We start from the raw sequence: 17,781 nt of genomic DNA on the forward strand, positions 1-17,781 counted from the left end.
CACCACGAAAAACGGAGGCCGAAGCCTCCGTTTTTTATTGACGGCTGAATGGGTCTATCAGACCCGCTCGATCGCCACTGCGGTGGCCTCACCACCGCCAATGCAGAGGCTGGCAACTCCCTTTTTCAACCCACGCTTCTCCAGCGCGCCCAGCAGGGTTACGAGAATCCGCGCGCCGCTGGCGCCGAGTGGATGACCCAACGCGCAGGCACCGCCGTTCACGTTCACCTTTTCATGGGGCAGGCCCAGCTCTTTCATGGCCGACATGGTCACCACGGCAAAAGCTTCGTTGATTTCGAACAGGTCCACCTCGTCGGTATTCCAGCCGGTCTTTTCGAGCAGCTTCTGCATGGCACCTACCGGCGCAGTGGTAAACCACTCCGGCTCCTGCGCAAACTGGGTCTGGCCCTTCAGCACTGCCAGCACCTTTAATCCACGTGCCTTGGCCTCGCTCTCGCGCATCAGCACCAGTGCCGCGGCACCGTCAGAAATAGAGCTGGCATTGGCGGCAGTCACGGTACCATCCTTGCGGAAGGCGGGTTTCAGCTGCGGAATCTTGTCTGGACGCGCGTTGCCGGGCCCCTCGTCGACGGAGACAGTGACATCGCCACGACGGGAAGAGATGGTAACCGGTGCGATCTCACGCTCGAAAGCGCCACCCTCAATGGCGCTGCCGGCCCGAGCCAGTGATTCCAGTGCAAACGCGTCCTGTTCCTCGCGGGTAAAGCTGTACTTGTCCGCAGTGCACTCGGCAAAGGTGCCCATCAGCTGGCCGTCGTAGGCATTCTCAAGGCCATCTGTGAACATATGGTCCAACACCTTGCCGTGCCCGAGGCGCATTCCGCTGCGGGCATTGGGCAGCAGGTAGGGCGCGTTGCTCATGCTCTCCATGCCTCCGGCCACCACCACTTTGGCGTCGCCGACCAGCAGGGCGTCGCGGGCCATCATCACGGTTTTCATGCCGGAGCCACAGACCTTGTTGACCGTGCTCGTGGGTGTGCCCTGCGGGATACCCGCGCCCAACGCTGCCTGACGGGCCGGAGCCTGGCCGACACCGGCTGGCAGCACACAGCCCATTAACACCTCGTCGACATCCGCAGGGGCGATGCCGGCGTCCTCTAGCGCTCCCTTGATCGCCACAGCACCCAGTTTCGGTGCACTGACCGCGGACAACGCGCCCTGCATGGCGCCCATGGGCGTGCGGGCCATACCGACAATGACCACCGGATCTGAAGTTACTTCGCTCATACTGGCTGCTCCCGTTGTTGACCCTCAGGTACCGCATAGTCGCGGCCCAATGGGCTGGATCGTTATTTCGCGGCGCATTATACCTGAAGGAACCGGGACCTCCGCCATCCACCCTTAGCAGCACTCCCAGAGCAGAACCGGCGACCATTTCCGGCCGCATGCCCATGGTATGATCCGGTGACAGCGCCGCCTGCTTCGCGGCCGGGATTACTAACGACAAGAAGGAAAACCATGGAAGTCTCTACCATTGTCTGGCTGGTGGCCATCGCCGCCCTGCTCTTCTACGTGATGGGCATCTACAACAAACTGGTGTCCCTGAAAAACCGCTACGAAAATGCATTCGCGCAGATCGAGGTGCAACTCAAACGCCGCTACGACCTGATCCCCAACCTGGTAGACACCGCCAAGGGATACCTGAAGCATGAGCGGGAAACCCTCGAGGCCGTGATCAGTGCCCGCAATACCGCCCTGACCGGCCTAAAGAATGCGGCGGCACACCCGGACAACCCCAATGCTATTGCCGAACTCGGGCAGGCCGAGGGTGTGCTGGCCAGCGCGCTGGGACGCCTCAATGTGGTTATGGAGGCTTATCCGGACCTGAAAGCCAACCAGAACATGATGCAACTGACCGAAGAGCTGACCAGCACGGAGAACAAGGTTGCCTTTGCCCGTCAGGCTTTCAACGACTCCGTGATGGCTTACAACATCTACAAGCAGAGCTTCCCACCGGTATTTTTTGCCGGTTTCTTCGGCCACCGCACCGATGCCCGCCTGCTGGAATTTTCCGACTCCGAACAGTTCCAGGCCGCCCCACGGGTGGAATTCTGAGGTAGCCCAGAATGAACTTTTTCGAGTACCAGGACCGTGCCCGTCGCAATAGCGGACTGCTCGTCGGCCTGCTGTCACTGGCGGTAGTGTTACTGATCGGCATCACCACCCTGGCGGCCGCCGCACTTGTCGCCTATTCCAGCGGACAGCCCTTCAACCCGGTGAACGTGGGCACACTGCTGGGCTGGGACACCGTCGGCGCAATCGCACTGACGATCTCGGCCGTGATCGTGCTGGGAAGCTTCTACAAGCTCCGCCAGCTGTCCTCCGGCGGGCGGACTGTGGCGGAGGCGCTCGGCGGCCGCAAGATCAATATCGCCCAGCACAGTGATGCGGAAAAACGGGCCCTGAATGTGGTCGAGGAGATGGCCATCGCATCCGGAACCCCGGTGCCGGAGGTTTACGTGCTCGACGACGATGCCATCAATGCATTTGCGGCCGGGCACGAGCCCCAGGACGCGGTAATCGGCCTGACCCGCGGCTGCATCGAACGCCTCAGCCGCGACGAACTGCAGGGCGTCGTGGCCCACGAGTTCAGCCATATTTTTAATGGCGACATGCGGCTCAATATCCGTATCGTCGGTTTACTGCACGGCATTCTGGTCATCGGCCTGCTGGGTTATTGGCTGCTGCGCGGCACCTATATCGGCTCCAGTCGTGACAATCGCGGGCGCGCCGCACTGTTCGGGATTGGCGCCGGCCTGATGGTCATCGGCTATACCGGCACATTCCTCGGCAACCTGATCAAGTCGGCCGTGAGCCGCCAGCGCGAGTATCTCGCCGACGCCTCGGCAGTGCAGTTCACCCGCAGTAATGCCGGCATCGCCGGCGCGCTGAAGAAGATCGGCGGCTACAGCGGTGGCTCGCAACTGTCCTCCGCCCAGGCGCCAGAGTTCAGTCATATGTATTTCGCCAGCGGGCTGCGGCGCTCCTTTACCAACCTGTTTGCCACCCACCCGCCACTACCGTCGCGCATCAATCGTCTCGATCCAGACTGGAGCGGGCATTTCCCGTCGGTAGAGAGCGCCGTGCCCGGCCCTCAGGATGAGCGCCTGGCCGGAATCGTGGGAGTGGCGCCACTGGATTCCGCCGCGTCACTGGAAAGACTATCGGAGTCGGTAGACAACAGCATCGGCAACCCGGGGCAGGATCACATTGAGCTTGGGCAGCGCTTGCTGGACAGTATTCCCGTAGACCTGCGCGCCGCCGCTCACGACCCTTTCGCTGCCCGCGCCATTGTCTACCTGTTACTCAGTCATCGTGAGGCATCGCAAAGGCAGAAACAGCACGCCATACTGGAAAAAATTGCCCACCCCGGTGTTTACCGGGAACTGCAGAAGCTCTCACCCTCCATTCGTGCGATGCCGGCCTGCGCCCGCCTGCCCCTCCTCGATCTGTGTATTCCCGCATTGCGGGCTCTGGCACCGCAGCAGTATCAGGTTTTCAAGCGCAACCTGATCAAGCTCCTGCGCAGCGACGGCCGCGTGGAGTTATGGGAGTGGGCGCTGTATCGGGTCGCTATGCACGGAATCGAGGGTGCTCCGGACGGGCATCGGGTCAGTCACAACCGCAAAGCCCTGGCGGACGCCACCCGCTTCCTGCTGGCAGCACTGGCGCACGCGGGCCATGAGGATTATCTGGCTGCCAACCGGGCATACGGTGCGGGCCTGGAGGCGCTCAACTACAGCAAAACGCCACTGCCATCCCGCTCCGACATCACGCTGCCTCGATTGGATAAGGCGATTGCCATCACCCGCTCCATGAAGCCGCTGCAGAAACCGGGGCTGCTGAAGGCGCTGGCCGCCTGTATGGCCCATGATGGCGTTCTCGAGGCCGAGGAAATTGAGTTACTGCGGGCAGTCGCAGACAGCCTCGACTGCCCGATGCCGCCTCTGGCAGTGGACATGGTGACCCGGGAAGCCTTGCAGAGATCCACAGAATCCATCCTCTGAGGCGCCGGCCCCATTAAGCGGTTTCGCTTCGATCCACCACCGCGCAGCAAAAACAACAAAGCCGGCCATGATGGCCGGCTTTTTTTTGTTTTTGCTTCTCCCTTTCATCTTGGAAGGCCCCGGGACAGATGGGCCTTTCAGGCCAGTCCGGATTCTGTCACACGTTCTGGTAGACCGGCCCGACCCCCATACTCCAGAGAATCACGGTTCCGATCCGCACCGTGATCAGTAGCACCAGGCCGACGGTCACTACCGATGTGGCATACAGGAACGCCCGATCCTTATCCAGGTTCATCAGGATCGGGATGCCCTCGTAGATCAGATAGATCGAATAGCAGGCCGCCAGCATGGTGACCGCGGCATTGACCCACAGGTTAGGATAGAGGCCGATAAAGCCCACCAGGAAAATGGGCGTGGTAACGAATACTGCCAGGGCCGTGCCCTCATAGTGGCGCGTGGGCTCGTCACCCTCCACGTTGTAGGTCTTGGCCATCCAGTTGATGAACTCACCAAAGAGGTAAACACCGATCAAAATGGAGATATAGGTAATGATCGAGAGAGTCAGGGCACTGCTGGCCGTGAGCTTTTCAACATTGTTGCCAATGCGGAAGCCCACCTGGGTGACGCCGATATATCCTGAGATTGTTGGTATCAGCGCCAGAATCGGCACATGGCTGAGAAAAACCTGAGCAAATGAATGCTTGTCCCGCCGAATCGCCTCCCACTCTTTGTCCGGGTTGGTCAAAATCCCAATAGTATGACTGAGTAGACGCACGCTTTTTCTCCCTTCTCTGCTATGTCATGCAGTATCGGGGCGCCGGATACGATTAACCAACCCAAAAGAAGGAATGCCCGCCAACTTTTTTCGAGCTGCAACCCGCCTCCTCACGAGGCCGTGCAAACCCGGTTACGGCCGGCGCGTTTTGCCCGATACAGAGCCCGGTCCGCAGCTTCCAGCACCTGGTCGGGGGACCGCGCTTTAGGCCCGCTACTGGCAAGTCCGACACTCACGGTCGCGCGGATCTTTCGCCCACCACCCTGCCCGCGGCTTTTGCGTGCGTTGCCACCTGCCTTTTTGGGGCGCCCCATCGCACGGATTTTCATCGGATAGGCGGCGATCTTCTCGCGCATACGCTCCAGCGCTCTCTCAGCGCGCTGGGGGTCTCCGCCCCGCATCACTACTACAAACTCCTCACCGCCGTAACGGAATGCCCGCCCGCCACCGTAACGGGCGATCCTGGACGCCACCATCCGCAGGGCCTGGTCCCCAACCTGATGGCCATGTCTGTCGTTCAGCTTTTTGAAGTGATCGATGTCCACAACTGCAATGGAGTAATTCCGGCCCAGGGTGAGCAGGTAGCGGCTGTAGGCACGGCGCGAGGGAATACCCGTAAGCTCATCCCGAAACGCCAGATCGTAGGCCGTTCGCAGTGCCAGCAATACCAGCAGCAAACTAATGGCAGTGGTCACCAGCAACAGGGTTTGGCCCCCACCGAAATAAGCGACAGCCAACAGGGCATTTGCGCCGAGCAGGCCAATACTGACCTGATCCCGGTGCCAGAGGGTGGCGAGGACGGCGCTGGCGAGGGCCGACCACAGCAGGAGATCCGACAGGCGAGTATCGCCGAGTAATGTACCGACTACAGGCAAACCAGCTGCCGGTGACCAGCGCGCGGCCAGCAAGTCGCCGCAGCAGCCCCCCAGCAGGTAGTGAATACCAGCGGCCTGTGCTGCCAGCAGAAGCACAAGGGTCAGCCCGGAAAAGCTCAGCAGGCTCCGGTCCCGGGTCAGTGCAACCAGTGCCACATTGAGCGCCCCCAGTGCCAGCCAGAACGGAAGCTCTGCCTCACTCGGCGACCAGCCCCAGTAGCTGAGGCCGCTCAAAAGCAGCAACAGCAGCAGAGCCGCAGTGGCGATCCGGCTGGCCTTGAAGAAAATGCCGAGCGCGAATGCCGAGGCGGCAAGTCCTCCCGCAAGCAGAGTGCTGAGGGGAAGATCGAGAGACAGCCACTGTTGCCACTGGGCGACGACGACGAAAAACAACAGCACAGGAGGCCAGATATGGCGCAGGGGGATCATATTCGGGATGCACAGGCATTGATGGATGTAGAAAGGGAATTCTACCGCCTGTTTGGCAAAGTCGCTGGGGTGCCGGTCGCAAACTGGCGACCGGCAACGCAGGCCGGCCGCCAGAGCGGGGTTATTTGACTACGCGCAGAGAGGGCTTCTTGGCGGTTTTTTTGCCCAGGCTGGTTGGCGGCGTCGGCTCCGGTGGTTCCGGAGTCTCCTCAGCCTCGAACACCATGCCCTGACCGTTCTCCCGCGCATAAATCCCGACGACCGCTCCCACCGGCACCTGGATATCAGTCGGCACACCGCCAAAGCGCGCGCTGAAGCGGATCGCGTAGTTATCCATGTTGAGCCCGACTACTGCGCTCTCGGAAATGTTGAGCACGATCTGGCCGTCTTCATTGACGTGGTGCTGGGGAACCAGCACGCCGGGCAGGTGGGTGTCTACGAGGATATAGGGAGTACACCGGTTGTCGGCTATCCACTCGTAAAACGCTCGCAGGATATACGGGCGATTGGATGTCATTTCCGGTTTACTCAAACCCTCTCCCCTCAGCGCATCTCGCGCTCAAATTCGGTCAGGCTCTGCTGGAAGGACTCGCGGTTGAACAGGCGGTCCATGTAATCCAGCAGCGGCTTGGCCTGCTTGGTCTTCGGCAGCGAGATCTCAAACTGCTCCAGGCGCCACAACAGCGGAGCCATGCAGCAGTCCACAAGGGAGAATTCCTCGTTGAAGAAGTACGGCAGGTCGGTAAACATCGGCGCGATACCCACGAAGCTGTCGCGGAGGTCCTTGCGCGCTGCTGCGACGTCTTTACCGCCGGCGAGGATTTTGTCCACCAGCGGGCACCAGTCACGCTCGATCCGGTGCATGATCTGCCGGCTCTGGGCGCGGGCCACCGGGTAGACCGGCAACAGCGGCGGATGTGGGAAGCGCTCGTCCAGGTACTCCATCATCACCTTGGTCTCAAAGAGCACCAGGTCCCGGTCTACCAGGGTCGGCAGAGAGTTGTAGGGGTTGAGGTCCGCCAGCTCCGCGGGCTTGTTGTCGGGATCCACATCGATAATGTCCACGGACACGCCTTTTTCCGCCAGGACAATTCGCACGCGGTGGCTGAGATGACTGCGACCATCGGAAAAGAAGGTCATTGAGGAGCGCTTGTTAGTCGGCACACCCATGTTCTAACTACCTCAAGATTGGAGGCCGGCAGGGTTGCCGGCTTGTCGAGCTAAAATACAAAAAGGGTGGCAGAGCGAGCCCACCACCCCCGGAATCAAAAATCCGTAGCGACCTCAGTGGTGCACGTCTTTCCAGTACTCACGATTGAGCAGCCAGGCAAAGACGAAGAACACCAGGATGAAGGCCAGCACGAAGAAGCCCACACGCTTGCGGTCTTCGGCCATCGGTTCAGCGATGTACTCCATGAAGTTCACCAGGTCGTACATCGCCTGATCAAACTCCGCTTCCGTCATCGAGCCCTTTACACTGCCGACTTCGATGCTGCCGCAATCCGCGTCCATGATCGGGTTACCCAGCTCATCGCGCACCACTTGACCGTGGTCTTTCTTGGGCCCCGGGGCACACTCGGGCAGGCCCTGGAGCTCCATCAGCACATGCGGCATACCCACATTGGGGAACACTTTGTTGTTCACGCCAGTAGGACGGCTGTCATCCTTGTAAAAACTGCGCAGATAAGTGTAGAGCCATTCCGGTGACCGCGAGCGGGCCACCAGGGTCAGGTCCGGCGGCGCGGCGCCGAACCAGACCTTGGAGTCTTCCGGACGCATGGAGATCTTCATCAGGTCACCGATCTTGTCGTCGCCCAGGACCAGATGCTCCATCATCAGCTCATTGGGGATACCGAGATCAGTCGCCACACGCCCCCAGCGGGAAAAGTTGGCGCTATGACAGCCCATGCAGTAGTTGACGAAGAGGTTGGCACCGCGCTGCAGTGACGGCTTGTCCTGCAGATCGATGTTGATGTTGTCCAGTTCCACTTTCGCACCGGCTGCGACCGCCTTGATGGGCAGGAATGCCAGCAGGCCAACCACGATGATGCCACCAAACAGGATCGCAAAGGTCTTCTCACCAGAGGGACTGGTCACACGCTCAGGCGGCTGCTTGATGTGGTCGCGGTTGGTCAGCCAGGGCAGTGCAGCAAAGAATGCCGCCAACACAAGGCTCATCAGGCCGACAAACAGGCTGGCCTTGAAGTTGGTAACCGCCATCCACAGGAACAGCACGCCGAAGATCCCGCTGACCACCCAGGAGATGGTGCTCTTGCGCTCTTCCGGGTTGGTCCAGATCGGCATGGTAATGAAGTACGCGAAGTAGAACAGTGTCGCTACCTGCGCCAGGAAGTTACGGCCCGGAGTCGGGGATTTCACACCCAGGTACCCCAGCACGATGAACATCGCCGCAAACACCAGCAGCAGTATCTTGGGCAGCATGCCCTTGTAGCGGATTGAGCGCACCGGGCTCTTGTCCAGCCACGGCAGCACGAACAGGATCGCGATCGCCGCCCCCATGGCCACCAGGCCGAGGAACTTGGCGGTCAGCGGACCGATATCGATCGTTACTGCACGTAGAATCGCGTAGAACGGGGTGAAGTACCATACGGGCGCAATGTGCTCCGGGGTCTTCAGCGGGTTCGCCTCCTCGAAGTTGGCGTACTCAAGGAAGAAACCGCCCATTTCCGGGAAGAAGAACACAACGACGCAGAAGATGAACAGGAATACCGCGATACCCACCAGGTCATGCACGGTGTAGTACGGGTGGAAGGCGACGCCGTCTTTCGGCACACCGTTCTCGTCCTTGTTCTTCTTGATATCGATGCCGTCGGGGTTGTTGGAGCCCACTTCGTGCAACGCGAGGATATGCAGCACGACCAGCAACACCAGCACCAGCGGCAATGCAATCACATGCAGGGAGAAGAAGCGGGTCAGGGTAATACCAGAGATCAGGTAGTCACCGCGAATCCACTGCACCAGGTCCTCGCCGATACCCGGGATGGCACCGAATAGGGACACGATGACCTGCGCGCCCCAGTAGGACATCTGGCCCCAGGGCAGTACGTAGCCCATGAAGGCTTCTGCCATCAGCACCAGGTAGATGCACATACCGAAGATCCACACCAGCTCGCGCGGCGGCTTGTACGAGCCGTACATCAGGGCGCGGAACATGTGCAGATACACCACCACGAAGAACGCGGAAGCACCGGTGGAGTGCAGGTAGCGGATCAGCCAGCCCCACTCCACATCACGCATGATGTATTCGACCGAGGCGAAGGCACCGTCGGCAGACGGCTCGTAGCTCATCACCAGCCAGATGCCGGTTAGCAGCTGGTTGACCAGTACCAGCATCGACAGGACGCCGAAGAAGTACCAGAGGTTGAAGTTCTTGGGCGCGTAGTACTTACCCATATGGGTGTCCCACGCGCGATAGATCGGCAGACGCTGGTCTACCCAGTCACCCAGTGCGGTTAGCCAGTTCATGCGCTGCCCTCCTGATCCACGCCAATTACGATGATGTCATCCCCTTCGAAGGAATACGGCGGCACGTCCATATTGGTCGGCGCCGGTACACCGGTGTATACACGGCCGGCCATATCGTATTTGGAACCGTGACAGGGACAGAAGAAGCCGCCCAGCCATTCGTCGCCACCGAGGTCGGTGGCGCCGACCTCAGGCCGGAACATTGGCGCGCAGCCCAGGTGGGTACAGAGGCCCACCAGCACCAGCAGGTGCGGCTTGATGGCGCGGTTCTGAGGATTGACATATGCCGGCTGAATAGACTCTTCGGAGTTCGGGTCGCGCAGCAGCGGAGTGACCTCCTCGAGGTTCTGCAGCGTCTCGTCAGAGCGACGCACGACATAGACCGGCTTGCCACGCCACTCTACGGTGACCATCTGGCCGGGCTCCATCTTACTGACGTTGAATTTTACCGGTGCGCCGGCGGCCTTGGCCTTGGCACTCGGATTCCAGGACTTTACGAAGGGGACGGCTACCCCCACGGCACCCACGCCACCAACTACCGAGGTAGCGGCCGTCAGGAACCGGCGCCGCCCTACGTTTACACCGTCATCACTCATGACGTATTTCTCCCATCACAGCGAATTTTCGCTGGCCCAAACCCAAAAAGTGTTCCGAAACGAGGCGCCGCCGGCAAAGTGCCGGCGCCAAGAAACCCCAGAAATCAAGCGGATACAAATTCGCGCAATGTTAAAGAAAATGCCAATTTGATACAAGGAGAAGCCTGGGGGAACGTCGGTAAACCGGCGGCAAAATGGCGAGAAAGCGAACAGAACTGGCAGCGAGGCACCGCCCAGCCGACAGACTGCCTCCACTCTCGCACAAATAAAAAAGCCCGGCAGGTGCCGGGCTTTGCAAGCAGAGATAAGCAGATCAACGCTTGGAGAACTGCGGCTTCTTGCGCGCCTTGCGCAGGCCGATCTTCTTACGCTCTACCGCGCGGGCGTCGCGGGTTACATAACCCTCGGCACGCAGCGGCTGGCGCAGCGCTTCGTCATACTGCATGAGGGCGCGGGTCAGGCCGTGACGGATAGCACCCGCCTGACCGAAGGAACCACCACCTTTGACAGTGACGTTGATATCGAATTTTTCGACCATGTCGACCTTTTCCAGCGGCTGGCGCACGATCATGCGAGCCACTTCACGGCCGAAGTACTGGTCCAGACTGCGACCGTTCACAGTGATTTTGCCTTCACCCGCCTCGATAAATACGCGTGCGGTGGAGGTCTTGCGGCGGCCGGTACCGTAGTATTGAGTAGTTGCCATCAGATTCTTCCCGTTTAGATCGCCAGTTCAGTCGGCTGCTGTGCCGCGTGAGGATGTTCGCTGCCGCTGTATACCTTCAGCTTCTTGAACATGGCACGACCCAACGGACCTTTCGGCAGCATGCCTTTAACGGCGCTTTGAACGGTGCGCTCGGGCGCTTTCTCGATCAGCTTTTCGAAGCTGATGGACTTGAGACCACCAGGGTAGCCGGAGTGGCTGTGGTAGATCTTGTCTTTGGCCTTGTTGCCGGTCACGCGGACCTTCTCAGCATTGATCACGATGACGTAATCGCCGGTGTCCACGTGGGGCGTGTACTCAGGCTTGTGCTTGCCGCGCAGGCGGTGGGCGATCTCGGCGGAAATACGGCCGAGAGTCTTGTCCGCAGCGTCAACAATGAACCAGTCGCGTTTTACCGCTTCCGGCTTGGCACTGTATGTCTTCATGTTATAAACACCTGTATGTGGCCCCGGGAAAGGGGCCGTCCCACGAAAGAGCGCGGATAGTACATAAGCGCCCCAGCCATTTCAAGCAGTTTAGGCTCAATTTTCAACCAGTTGCCAGAGCGTCGCGCAACGCGCCTCAAGGCCTGTGCGGACGGGCCAGGTAGTCCCTGGACTGCATCTCCAGCAGGCGGCTCACCGTGCGCTGGAACTCAAACGACAGATGGCGAGCCTGATAGAGCTGCTCCGCCGGCACCTCGGCGGAAATGACCAGCTTGACGCAGCGGTCATAAAACTCATCCACCAGGTTAATGAAACGCCGGGCCTGGCTTTCCATGCGCCCATCGAACTGAGGCACGTTGGCCAGCAACACGCTGTGATACTCCCGGGCCAGCTCGATGTAGTCGTTCTGGGAGCGCGGGCCATCGCACAGCTCGGCAAACTCGAACCACGCCACATCATCCGCCTCGCGCACGGCCGTGATAGTGCGCCCCTCAATCTCGAGCGCCACGTCTTCGTGTACTTCAGCCCCCTCGACGATAAGCGCGTTGAAGCTGCGCGCCAGGCTCAGGTCCGCCGCCTCATCCAGTGGCGAATGGTAAAGCTCGGCTTTCTCCAGGGCCCGCAGCCGGTAATCCACCCCGCCATCAACATTCACCACCTTGGTGTGCTGCTTCAACAGCTCGATGGCGGGCACGAAGCGGGCCCGCTGCAGTCCGTCCCGGTAGAGCCCGTCGGGGACGATATTGGAGGTCGCCACCAGCGTGACCCCGCGACGGAACAGCGCGTCCAACAGGTTGGCAAGAATCATGGCATCGGTGATATCCGACACAAAGAACTCATCGAAGCAGAGAACCCGGGCCCTGCCGGCAATGCGGTCTGCCACCTGCTCCAGCGGGTTTTTCTCCCCCGCCAGGCCCTTGAGCTCCTTGTGCACCTCCCGCATAAAGCGGTGAAAGTGGGTGCGGTGCTTCTCCTCAAAGGGGAGGGACTCATAGAAGGCGTCCATCAGGTAGGTCTTGCCCCGGCCTACCCCGCCCCAGAAGTAGAGCCCCCGCTCCGGCTCGGGCGCGCCACGCCAGAGAGTGCGCAGGCGGCCCCAGACTCCCGCATCGGAACCGCTCCGGAGCAGGCGCTGATATAGGTCCTCCAGTTCTGCGACGGCCGCCTCCTGGGACGGATCGGCAACAAAATCGGGGCGCTGTAAATCGCGCTGGTAGCGCTGCATGGGCGACAGAGGTGAATGCATGGCTGGAGCTATGAACTGAGTCACTGATACTGGTGAAGGGAGCGCACTCTACCAAATCTGCCGCGAATCCGCCTAGCGTCGCCCAGCAGTACTAATGACAGGGCCCATTGGCCCTGCGCTCGGGAGAAATGGCCACCCTTTTTGCTCCCCCGGCCGTTCATGGCGCGGAGATGACGTATAATGGGGGCGTCGTCAGGGACGGCGAGTGAACTGTCAACCTTGAGGAGAAGTCTTCGTGCACTCAACATCGGTTTTAATTTTGGTAGGCATCCTCGGCGTAGCGCTGGGCGCCCTGCTTGCGTTCCTGGCCGTGCGCGGCCGCTCCGGCGTGGATCGCACCCAGGAGCTGGAAGCGCGCCTGCACGAGGCCAACAAAAAGCTGGAGGACTTCCAGCTGCAGGTCAACGAGCACTTCGACCAGACATCACAACTGGTCCACAACCTGACCGAGAGCTACCGGGAAGTACACGAATATCTGGCCAACAGCGCCATGCGCCTGTCCAGCCAGGACATTGGCCGCCAGATGCTGGAGGCGGGTAGTGGCAAACTGAGCGACAACGACGAGAGCCTGAAAGGGGTCATCCCGCCCCGCGACTGGGCACCGAAGGAGCCCGGCGCCAAGGGTACCCTGGCAGAGGACTTCGGCCTGGAAAAGGAACCCCTGGAGAACCCGGAGACGGCGACAAACCGTTAATGCCTGGCGCATTTTCCGCCATAGCGAAATGAACTGGCGGTTTCAGCAAATAAAAAGGGCGGGTTCAACCCGCCCTTTTTCGTGCCCGCTCACAGGCTCTGGTAGTAATCCATCAGAATCTGCGCCACTTCCGGACGGGAGAACTCCTGCGGCGGCGCGATACCGTCACCGAGCATCTCCCGCACCTTGGTGCCGGACAGCAGGATAAAGTCCTCTTTGGTGTGGTCCGGCACATCCCGCATCATCACCACTTTGTTGAGCTTCTTTGAATAGGCCGTGTGGTCTGCGCGGAAGATCTCGATCTCCAGCGCGCCTTCCGGAACCTGCTGGTCGAAGATGGTCTGGGCATCAAAGGCGCCGTAGTAATCACCAACGCCAGCGTGGTCACGTCCCACGATCAGGTGGCTGCAGCCACAGTTCTGGCGGAACACCGCATGCAGGACTGCCTCGCGCGGTCCGGCGTAGAGCATGTCGAAACCGTAGCCAGTCACCATAACGGTGTTGGCAGGGAAGTAGAGCTCGACCATCTTGCGAATAGAGGCATCGCGCACGGTGGCGGGAATGTCACCCGGCTTCAGCTTGCCGAGCAGCATGTGAATCAGCACACCATCGGCATCCACGTCCTCGAGCGCCATTTTGCACAGCTCCTCGTGAGCGCGGTGCATGGGGTTGCGGGTCTGAAAAGCCACCACTTTGTTCCAGCCACGCTCGACGAATTCGTTGCGGATCTCCACGGCCGTGCGGAAAGTATCCGGGAAGTCGCTCTGGAAGTAGCTAAAGTTCAGCACTTCGATGGAGCCGGAGAGCAGCTTGCGGCCGGCGGACTTGAAGGTCGCAACACCCGGGTGCTTGTCGTCCACGGTGCCGAAGATGTGCTCCGCCATGGTGTTGATCTGCTCATCGGCCACCGTTTCGATGGCTGCCACGTCCATGATCGCCAGAACCGGATTGCCCTCGACATTGGGGTCGCGCAGGGCGATACGGGAGGCCCCCTCGATCGCACTCACGTCCTCGACCATGTTCAGGACCGGCACCGGCCAGAAGAGGCCATCCACGGTACGCAGGGTTTCCGCCACACTCATGGCATCCGCCAGGTTCATGTAGCCGTGCAGGGGGTTGAAGTAACCCGCCCCCAGCATCACCGCGTTGGCGGCCGCGGCGGAACTGATCACGATAGACGGCAGGGACTCCGCCTCGTGCATCAATTCATGGTGTCGCTCGCTATCGTAAACAAACCGGGGCTGCAGCTGAGCGCTGCCGTGGGGCCGAACCAGGGACATAAGGGTCTCCAAATCAAGAAAGACGAGTGTGTTGGAATTTTTGGACCCGCCATTATACGGATCTGGCGCCAATCACCAACGGGGGCGGCCCATGTATAATGGCGGCCAAATCAAGGAGCTCCGAGTGTCCCTACAACGTTTCCTGCATGACTGGGCCGCCCCTGCCGCGATCGGGCTGGTACTGGCGGCCGCGATTCTGTCCCTGTTTCCGCAGTTGCGTGGCGACATCCGCCCCGCCTCGGACGACGAGTGGCGGGGCCCCGTCTCGTACTCCGCCGCCGTCCAGAAAGCGGCGCCGGCAGTGGTCAATATCTACAGCCGGATCCCCCTGTCCAGCCATCCCCAGGCCAACAACCCCTTTTTTCGCCTGCTTCTGGAGCGGATGGATCCGCAACAGCGCCAGCGCATGGAGTCCAACCTGGGCTCAGGGGTGATCGTCAGTGACGAGGGTTACATCCTCACCAACCACCATGTGATCGATCAGGCGGACGCCATCGTGGTGTTACTTCCCGACGGCCGGGAGGCCCTGGCCGAACTGGTGGGCAGCGATGCTGATTTCGACCTGGCAGTCCTCCGTGTGGACCTGCCGCGGCTGACGGCAATCGAAGTGGGTGAACCCCAGCGCGCGGAAGTGGGGGACGTAGTGCTGGCAATCGGCAACCCTCTCGGCGTCGGGCAGTCGGTGACCCAGGGCATCATCAGTGCAACCGGCGACCGGGCACTCAACCTTGGTGCCGGCGGCATCGGCGGCTATTTGCAGGACTTCCTGCAGACCGATGCCGCCATCAACCCCGGTAATTCCGGTGGCGCCCTGGTCGATGTCCACGGCCGACTGCTGGGCATCAACACCACCGAACTTAGTGGGAGCAACTATGCGGGCGGTGTCGGCTTCGCCATTCCGGCCAATATCGCTTTCAAAGTGATGCAGGACATTATCGAGTACGGACGCGTGGTACCGGGCTGGCTCGGTATCGAGGCCCAGGCGGTCAACCCGCAACTGGCACGGGCCTTTGACCTGGGCTCCAGCAACGGCGTCATCGTCACCGCCATCTACAACCAGGGACCGGCCCACCAAGCTGGCCTGCAGCCCGGTGACGTGATCACCCACATCGATGGCCTGCCGATCAATGATGGCAAACGTGGCGTTGCCGCCATGGCCACCCTGCGGCCCGGGGACACGGTGGCAATCACTTATATCCGCGAGGGGGAGTCACGTACGGTAACCGCGACTGTCTCGGAAGAACCCAAACCACAGCCCGGTAATTGACGGAGAGAACATGCGCAAACTGCTCACCATCCTGCTCTTTGTGATCACCCCCCTGGTTACAGCGGCTGATTCAGACGACAGGGCAGAACTGCATTCTCTTCTGGAGAGATTTCTGGCTGGCGCAGCTGCGGACGCAGCCATCCACCGGCGTTTCTGGGCAGACGACCTGATCTACACCAGTTCTGCGGGACAGCGTTTCGGCAAGGAAAAAATCATGCAGGGCCTGGAACAGGCCAGCGGGGAACCGGTGACAACCAGCTACAGCGCGGAAGATGTGGATATCCGCCTGTTCGGTGATACCGCGGTGATCGCTTTTCAACTGGTTGGGGAGGACACCGCCGGCGGCCAACCCAAGATCAGCCGCTATTACAATACCGGCACCTTCGTGAAACGGGATGGCGAGTGGCGAGCCGTTGCCTGGCAGGCAACGCGAATTCCCGACTGATCCGGGCTTCTCCGGCGAAGCCTCTCACGTAAACCCGGGCGCCCCGGGGATGACTCCCGCCAGCACCGGTACACTGCGGCTCAACTGAAACGCCCGCGCCGGTGGCGGTACCGGGTGGCCGCGCCGCCCACCGGACTCAGCGCGTCCCCAGCATAAAGCCATTCCCAGAACTTACTTGCCCCGCACCCGGTATTCCGCCGAGCGCGCGTGCGCTTCCAACCCTTCACCCCGCGCGAGAGTGGCCGCCACCTGCCCCAGCTGGTCCGCCCCCTCCGGGGAGCAATGGATAATCGAGCTGCGCTTCTGGAAGTCGTAAACACCAAGCGGCGACGAAAAACGGGCGGTGCCGCTCGTAGGCAGCACGTGATTGGGGCCAGCGCAATAGTCACCCAGCGCTTCGGCTGTATAACGGCCCAGGAAAATGGCACCGGCGTTGCGAATCATCGGCAGGTACTGTTCCGGCTCGTCCACTGACACCTCGAGGTGCTCGGGCGCAATGCGGTTGGAAATGGCAATGGCCGACTCAATGGAATCGACCGCAACCAGGGCGCCGCGCTCAGCCAGGGAAGTCGCGGCGATATCGCGCCGGGGCAGCTGTTCCAGCAGTTTTTCAAGGGAGCGCTCCACAGCATCGAGGAAATCCTGGTCGGGGCTGACCAGGATCGATTGCGCCTGCTCATCGTGCTCCGCCTGCGAGAGCAGATCCATTGCGATCCAGTCGGGATCGGTTTTGCCGTCGCAGATGACCAGGATCTCCGATGGCCCCGCAATCATGTCGATGGCAACCTGGCCAAACACGGCACGCTTGGCCGAAGCGACAAAGATGTTGCCCGGGCCGACGATCTTGTCCACTTTTGGCACTGTGTCGGTACCATACGCCAGTGCAGCCACCGCCTGGGCGCCACCGATGGTGAACAATCGGTCCACTCCCGCAATGGCGGCAGCTGCCAGCACCAGGTCACTCACCTGGTTGTCCGGCGCCGGCACCACCATAATGACCTCTTCCACACCGGCCACTTTGGCAGGAACGGCGTTCATTAGCACCGAAGAGGGATAACTCGCCTTCCCCCCCGGTACGTAGATGCCGACCCGCTGCATGGGAGTAATCTGCTGGCCCAATACCGTGCCATCCGCTTCACGATACTGCCACGACTCCTGCCGCTGGTGATTGTGATAGTTGCGCACACGTTCGGCTGCAGACTCCAGTGCGCGCCGGGCCTCGGGCTCTACCCGTGCCAGGGCGGCCTGCAGTTCATCCGCCGACAGGGTGAAGTCAGCGGCAGACCGCAGCTGGCGACGATCAAACTGGTTGGTGTAGCCGATAACGGCGGCGTCCCCGCCCCGGCGGACCTCATGCAGAATCTCTGCAACCGTTTCCTCGACGCGGCGATCCGCCACGGATTCCCAGGCCAATAACATTTCCAGCTGGGCATCGAAATCCGGGGCGAGACTGTCTAACTGGCGAATCACGGCCATGGTATTGACCTGCTCCTGCTTATTTCTCTCTGCTG

Annotated in this window: 17 protein-coding genes; 5 read left to right on the plus strand and 12 right to left on the minus strand. The window is 60.8% G+C overall.

Annotated features, from left to right (window positions below):
* Positions 1–57: 57 nt before the first annotated feature.
* Entirely contained in the window at positions 58–1,248 is a 1,191-nt protein-coding gene (locus tag AWR36_RS04955) for an acetyl-CoA C-acyltransferase (protein ID WP_067082002.1), read from the minus strand.
* Positions 1,249–1,479: 231 nt separating this feature from the next.
* Between AWR36_RS04955 and AWR36_RS04960 the strand changes: the two genes are divergently transcribed.
* Together AWR36_RS04960 and AWR36_RS04965 are read left to right on the plus strand one after the other, a co-directional pair.
* Positions 1,480–2,076 carry a LemA family protein gene (locus AWR36_RS04960; RefSeq protein ID WP_067082005.1) on the plus strand — a complete coding sequence of 199 codons (597 nt, stop codon included), beginning with the start codon at positions 1,480–1,482 and terminating at the stop codon, positions 2,074–2,076.
* 11 nt (positions 2,077–2,087) lie between these two features.
* On the plus strand, positions 2,088–4,028 hold the full coding sequence (locus AWR36_RS04965) for a M48 family metallopeptidase (protein WP_067082008.1): 1,941 nt from the start codon (positions 2,088–2,090) through the stop codon (positions 4,026–4,028).
* Positions 4,029–4,185: 157 nt separating this feature from the next.
* Here the strand turns inward: AWR36_RS04965 and AWR36_RS04970 are convergent, their stop codons facing one another.
* The 9 genes from AWR36_RS04970 to zapE form a co-directional block, all read right to left on the minus strand.
* Positions 4,186–4,803 carry a Yip1 family protein gene (locus tag AWR36_RS04970; protein WP_067082010.1) on the minus strand — a complete coding sequence of 206 codons (618 nt, stop codon included), beginning with the start codon at positions 4,801–4,803 and terminating at the stop codon, positions 4,186–4,188.
* 110 nt (positions 4,804–4,913) lie between these two features.
* Complete coding sequence (locus AWR36_RS04975; RefSeq protein WP_067082012.1) at positions 4,914–6,107, minus strand: GGDEF domain-containing protein; 1,194 nt, start codon at positions 6,105–6,107, stop codon at positions 4,914–4,916.
* A gap of 121 nt (positions 6,108–6,228) precedes the next feature.
* Complete coding sequence (locus AWR36_RS04980) at positions 6,229–6,624, minus strand: ClpXP protease specificity-enhancing factor (RefSeq protein ID WP_067082015.1); 396 nt, start codon at positions 6,622–6,624, stop codon at positions 6,229–6,231.
* Between the two features lie 26 nt (positions 6,625–6,650).
* Positions 6,651–7,277, minus strand: coding sequence for a glutathione S-transferase N-terminal domain-containing protein (locus AWR36_RS04985; RefSeq protein WP_067082018.1), 627 nt, complete (start codon positions 7,275–7,277; stop codon positions 6,651–6,653).
* A 114-nt stretch (positions 7,278–7,391) separates the two neighbouring features.
* Positions 7,392–9,593, minus strand: a complete 2,202-nt coding sequence (locus AWR36_RS04990) for a ubiquinol-cytochrome c reductase (protein ID WP_067082021.1) — start codon at positions 9,591–9,593, stop codon at positions 7,392–7,394.
* The gene (petA, locus tag AWR36_RS04995; RefSeq protein ID WP_067082024.1) at positions 9,590–10,189 is read right to left on the minus strand and encodes a ubiquinol-cytochrome c reductase iron-sulfur subunit; all 600 of its coding nucleotides are present in this window, start codon (positions 10,187–10,189) and stop codon (positions 9,590–9,592) included. Before petA ends, AWR36_RS04990 begins: the two co-directional genes overlap by 4 nt.
* Before the next feature lie 313 nt (positions 10,190–10,502).
* On the minus strand, positions 10,503–10,895 hold the full coding sequence (gene rpsI, locus AWR36_RS05000) for a 30S ribosomal protein S9 (RefSeq protein ID WP_067082027.1): 393 nt from the start codon (positions 10,893–10,895) through the stop codon (positions 10,503–10,505).
* 14 nt (positions 10,896–10,909) lie between these two features.
* Positions 10,910–11,338, minus strand: coding sequence for a 50S ribosomal protein L13 (gene rplM / locus AWR36_RS05005; protein WP_067082030.1), 429 nt, complete (start codon positions 11,336–11,338; stop codon positions 10,910–10,912).
* A gap of 136 nt (positions 11,339–11,474) precedes the next feature.
* On the minus strand, positions 11,475–12,584 hold the full coding sequence (gene zapE, locus AWR36_RS05010; RefSeq protein ID WP_067082034.1) for a cell division protein ZapE: 1,110 nt from the start codon (positions 12,582–12,584) through the stop codon (positions 11,475–11,477).
* A 235-nt stretch (positions 12,585–12,819) separates the two neighbouring features.
* Here zapE and AWR36_RS05015 point away from each other — a divergent pair, with 235 nt between their 5' ends.
* Positions 12,820–13,278 (plus strand): YhcB family protein, encoded by a 459-nt coding sequence (locus AWR36_RS05015; protein ID WP_067082037.1) that lies wholly within the window; start codon positions 12,820–12,822, stop codon positions 13,276–13,278.
* An 89-nt stretch (positions 13,279–13,367) separates the two neighbouring features.
* Here the strand turns inward: AWR36_RS05015 and sat are convergent, their stop codons facing one another.
* Positions 13,368–14,558: a sulfate adenylyltransferase gene (gene sat, locus AWR36_RS05020; RefSeq protein WP_197409238.1), complete on the minus strand. Its 1,191-nt coding sequence runs from the start codon at positions 14,556–14,558 to the stop codon at positions 13,368–13,370.
* A gap of 124 nt (positions 14,559–14,682) precedes the next feature.
* Here sat and AWR36_RS05025 point away from each other — a divergent pair, with 124 nt between their 5' ends.
* Positions 14,683–15,825, plus strand: a complete 1,143-nt coding sequence (locus tag AWR36_RS05025) for a S1C family serine protease (protein ID WP_231745256.1) — start codon at positions 14,683–14,685, stop codon at positions 15,823–15,825.
* Between the two features lie 10 nt (positions 15,826–15,835).
* Positions 15,836–16,270, plus strand: coding sequence for a nuclear transport factor 2 family protein (locus AWR36_RS05030; RefSeq protein ID WP_067082042.1), 435 nt, complete (start codon positions 15,836–15,838; stop codon positions 16,268–16,270).
* Between the two features lie 171 nt (positions 16,271–16,441).
* Here AWR36_RS05030 and hisD read toward each other — a convergent pair whose 3' ends face one another.
* Positions 16,442–17,746, minus strand: a complete 1,305-nt coding sequence (gene hisD / locus AWR36_RS05035; protein ID WP_067082045.1) for a histidinol dehydrogenase — start codon at positions 17,744–17,746, stop codon at positions 16,442–16,444.
* Between the last annotated feature and the right edge of the window lie 35 nt (positions 17,747–17,781).

This window comes from Microbulbifer flavimaris (assembly GCF_001641755.2).
Taxonomy (GTDB): domain Bacteria; phylum Pseudomonadota; class Gammaproteobacteria; order Pseudomonadales; family Cellvibrionaceae; genus Microbulbifer; species Microbulbifer flavimaris.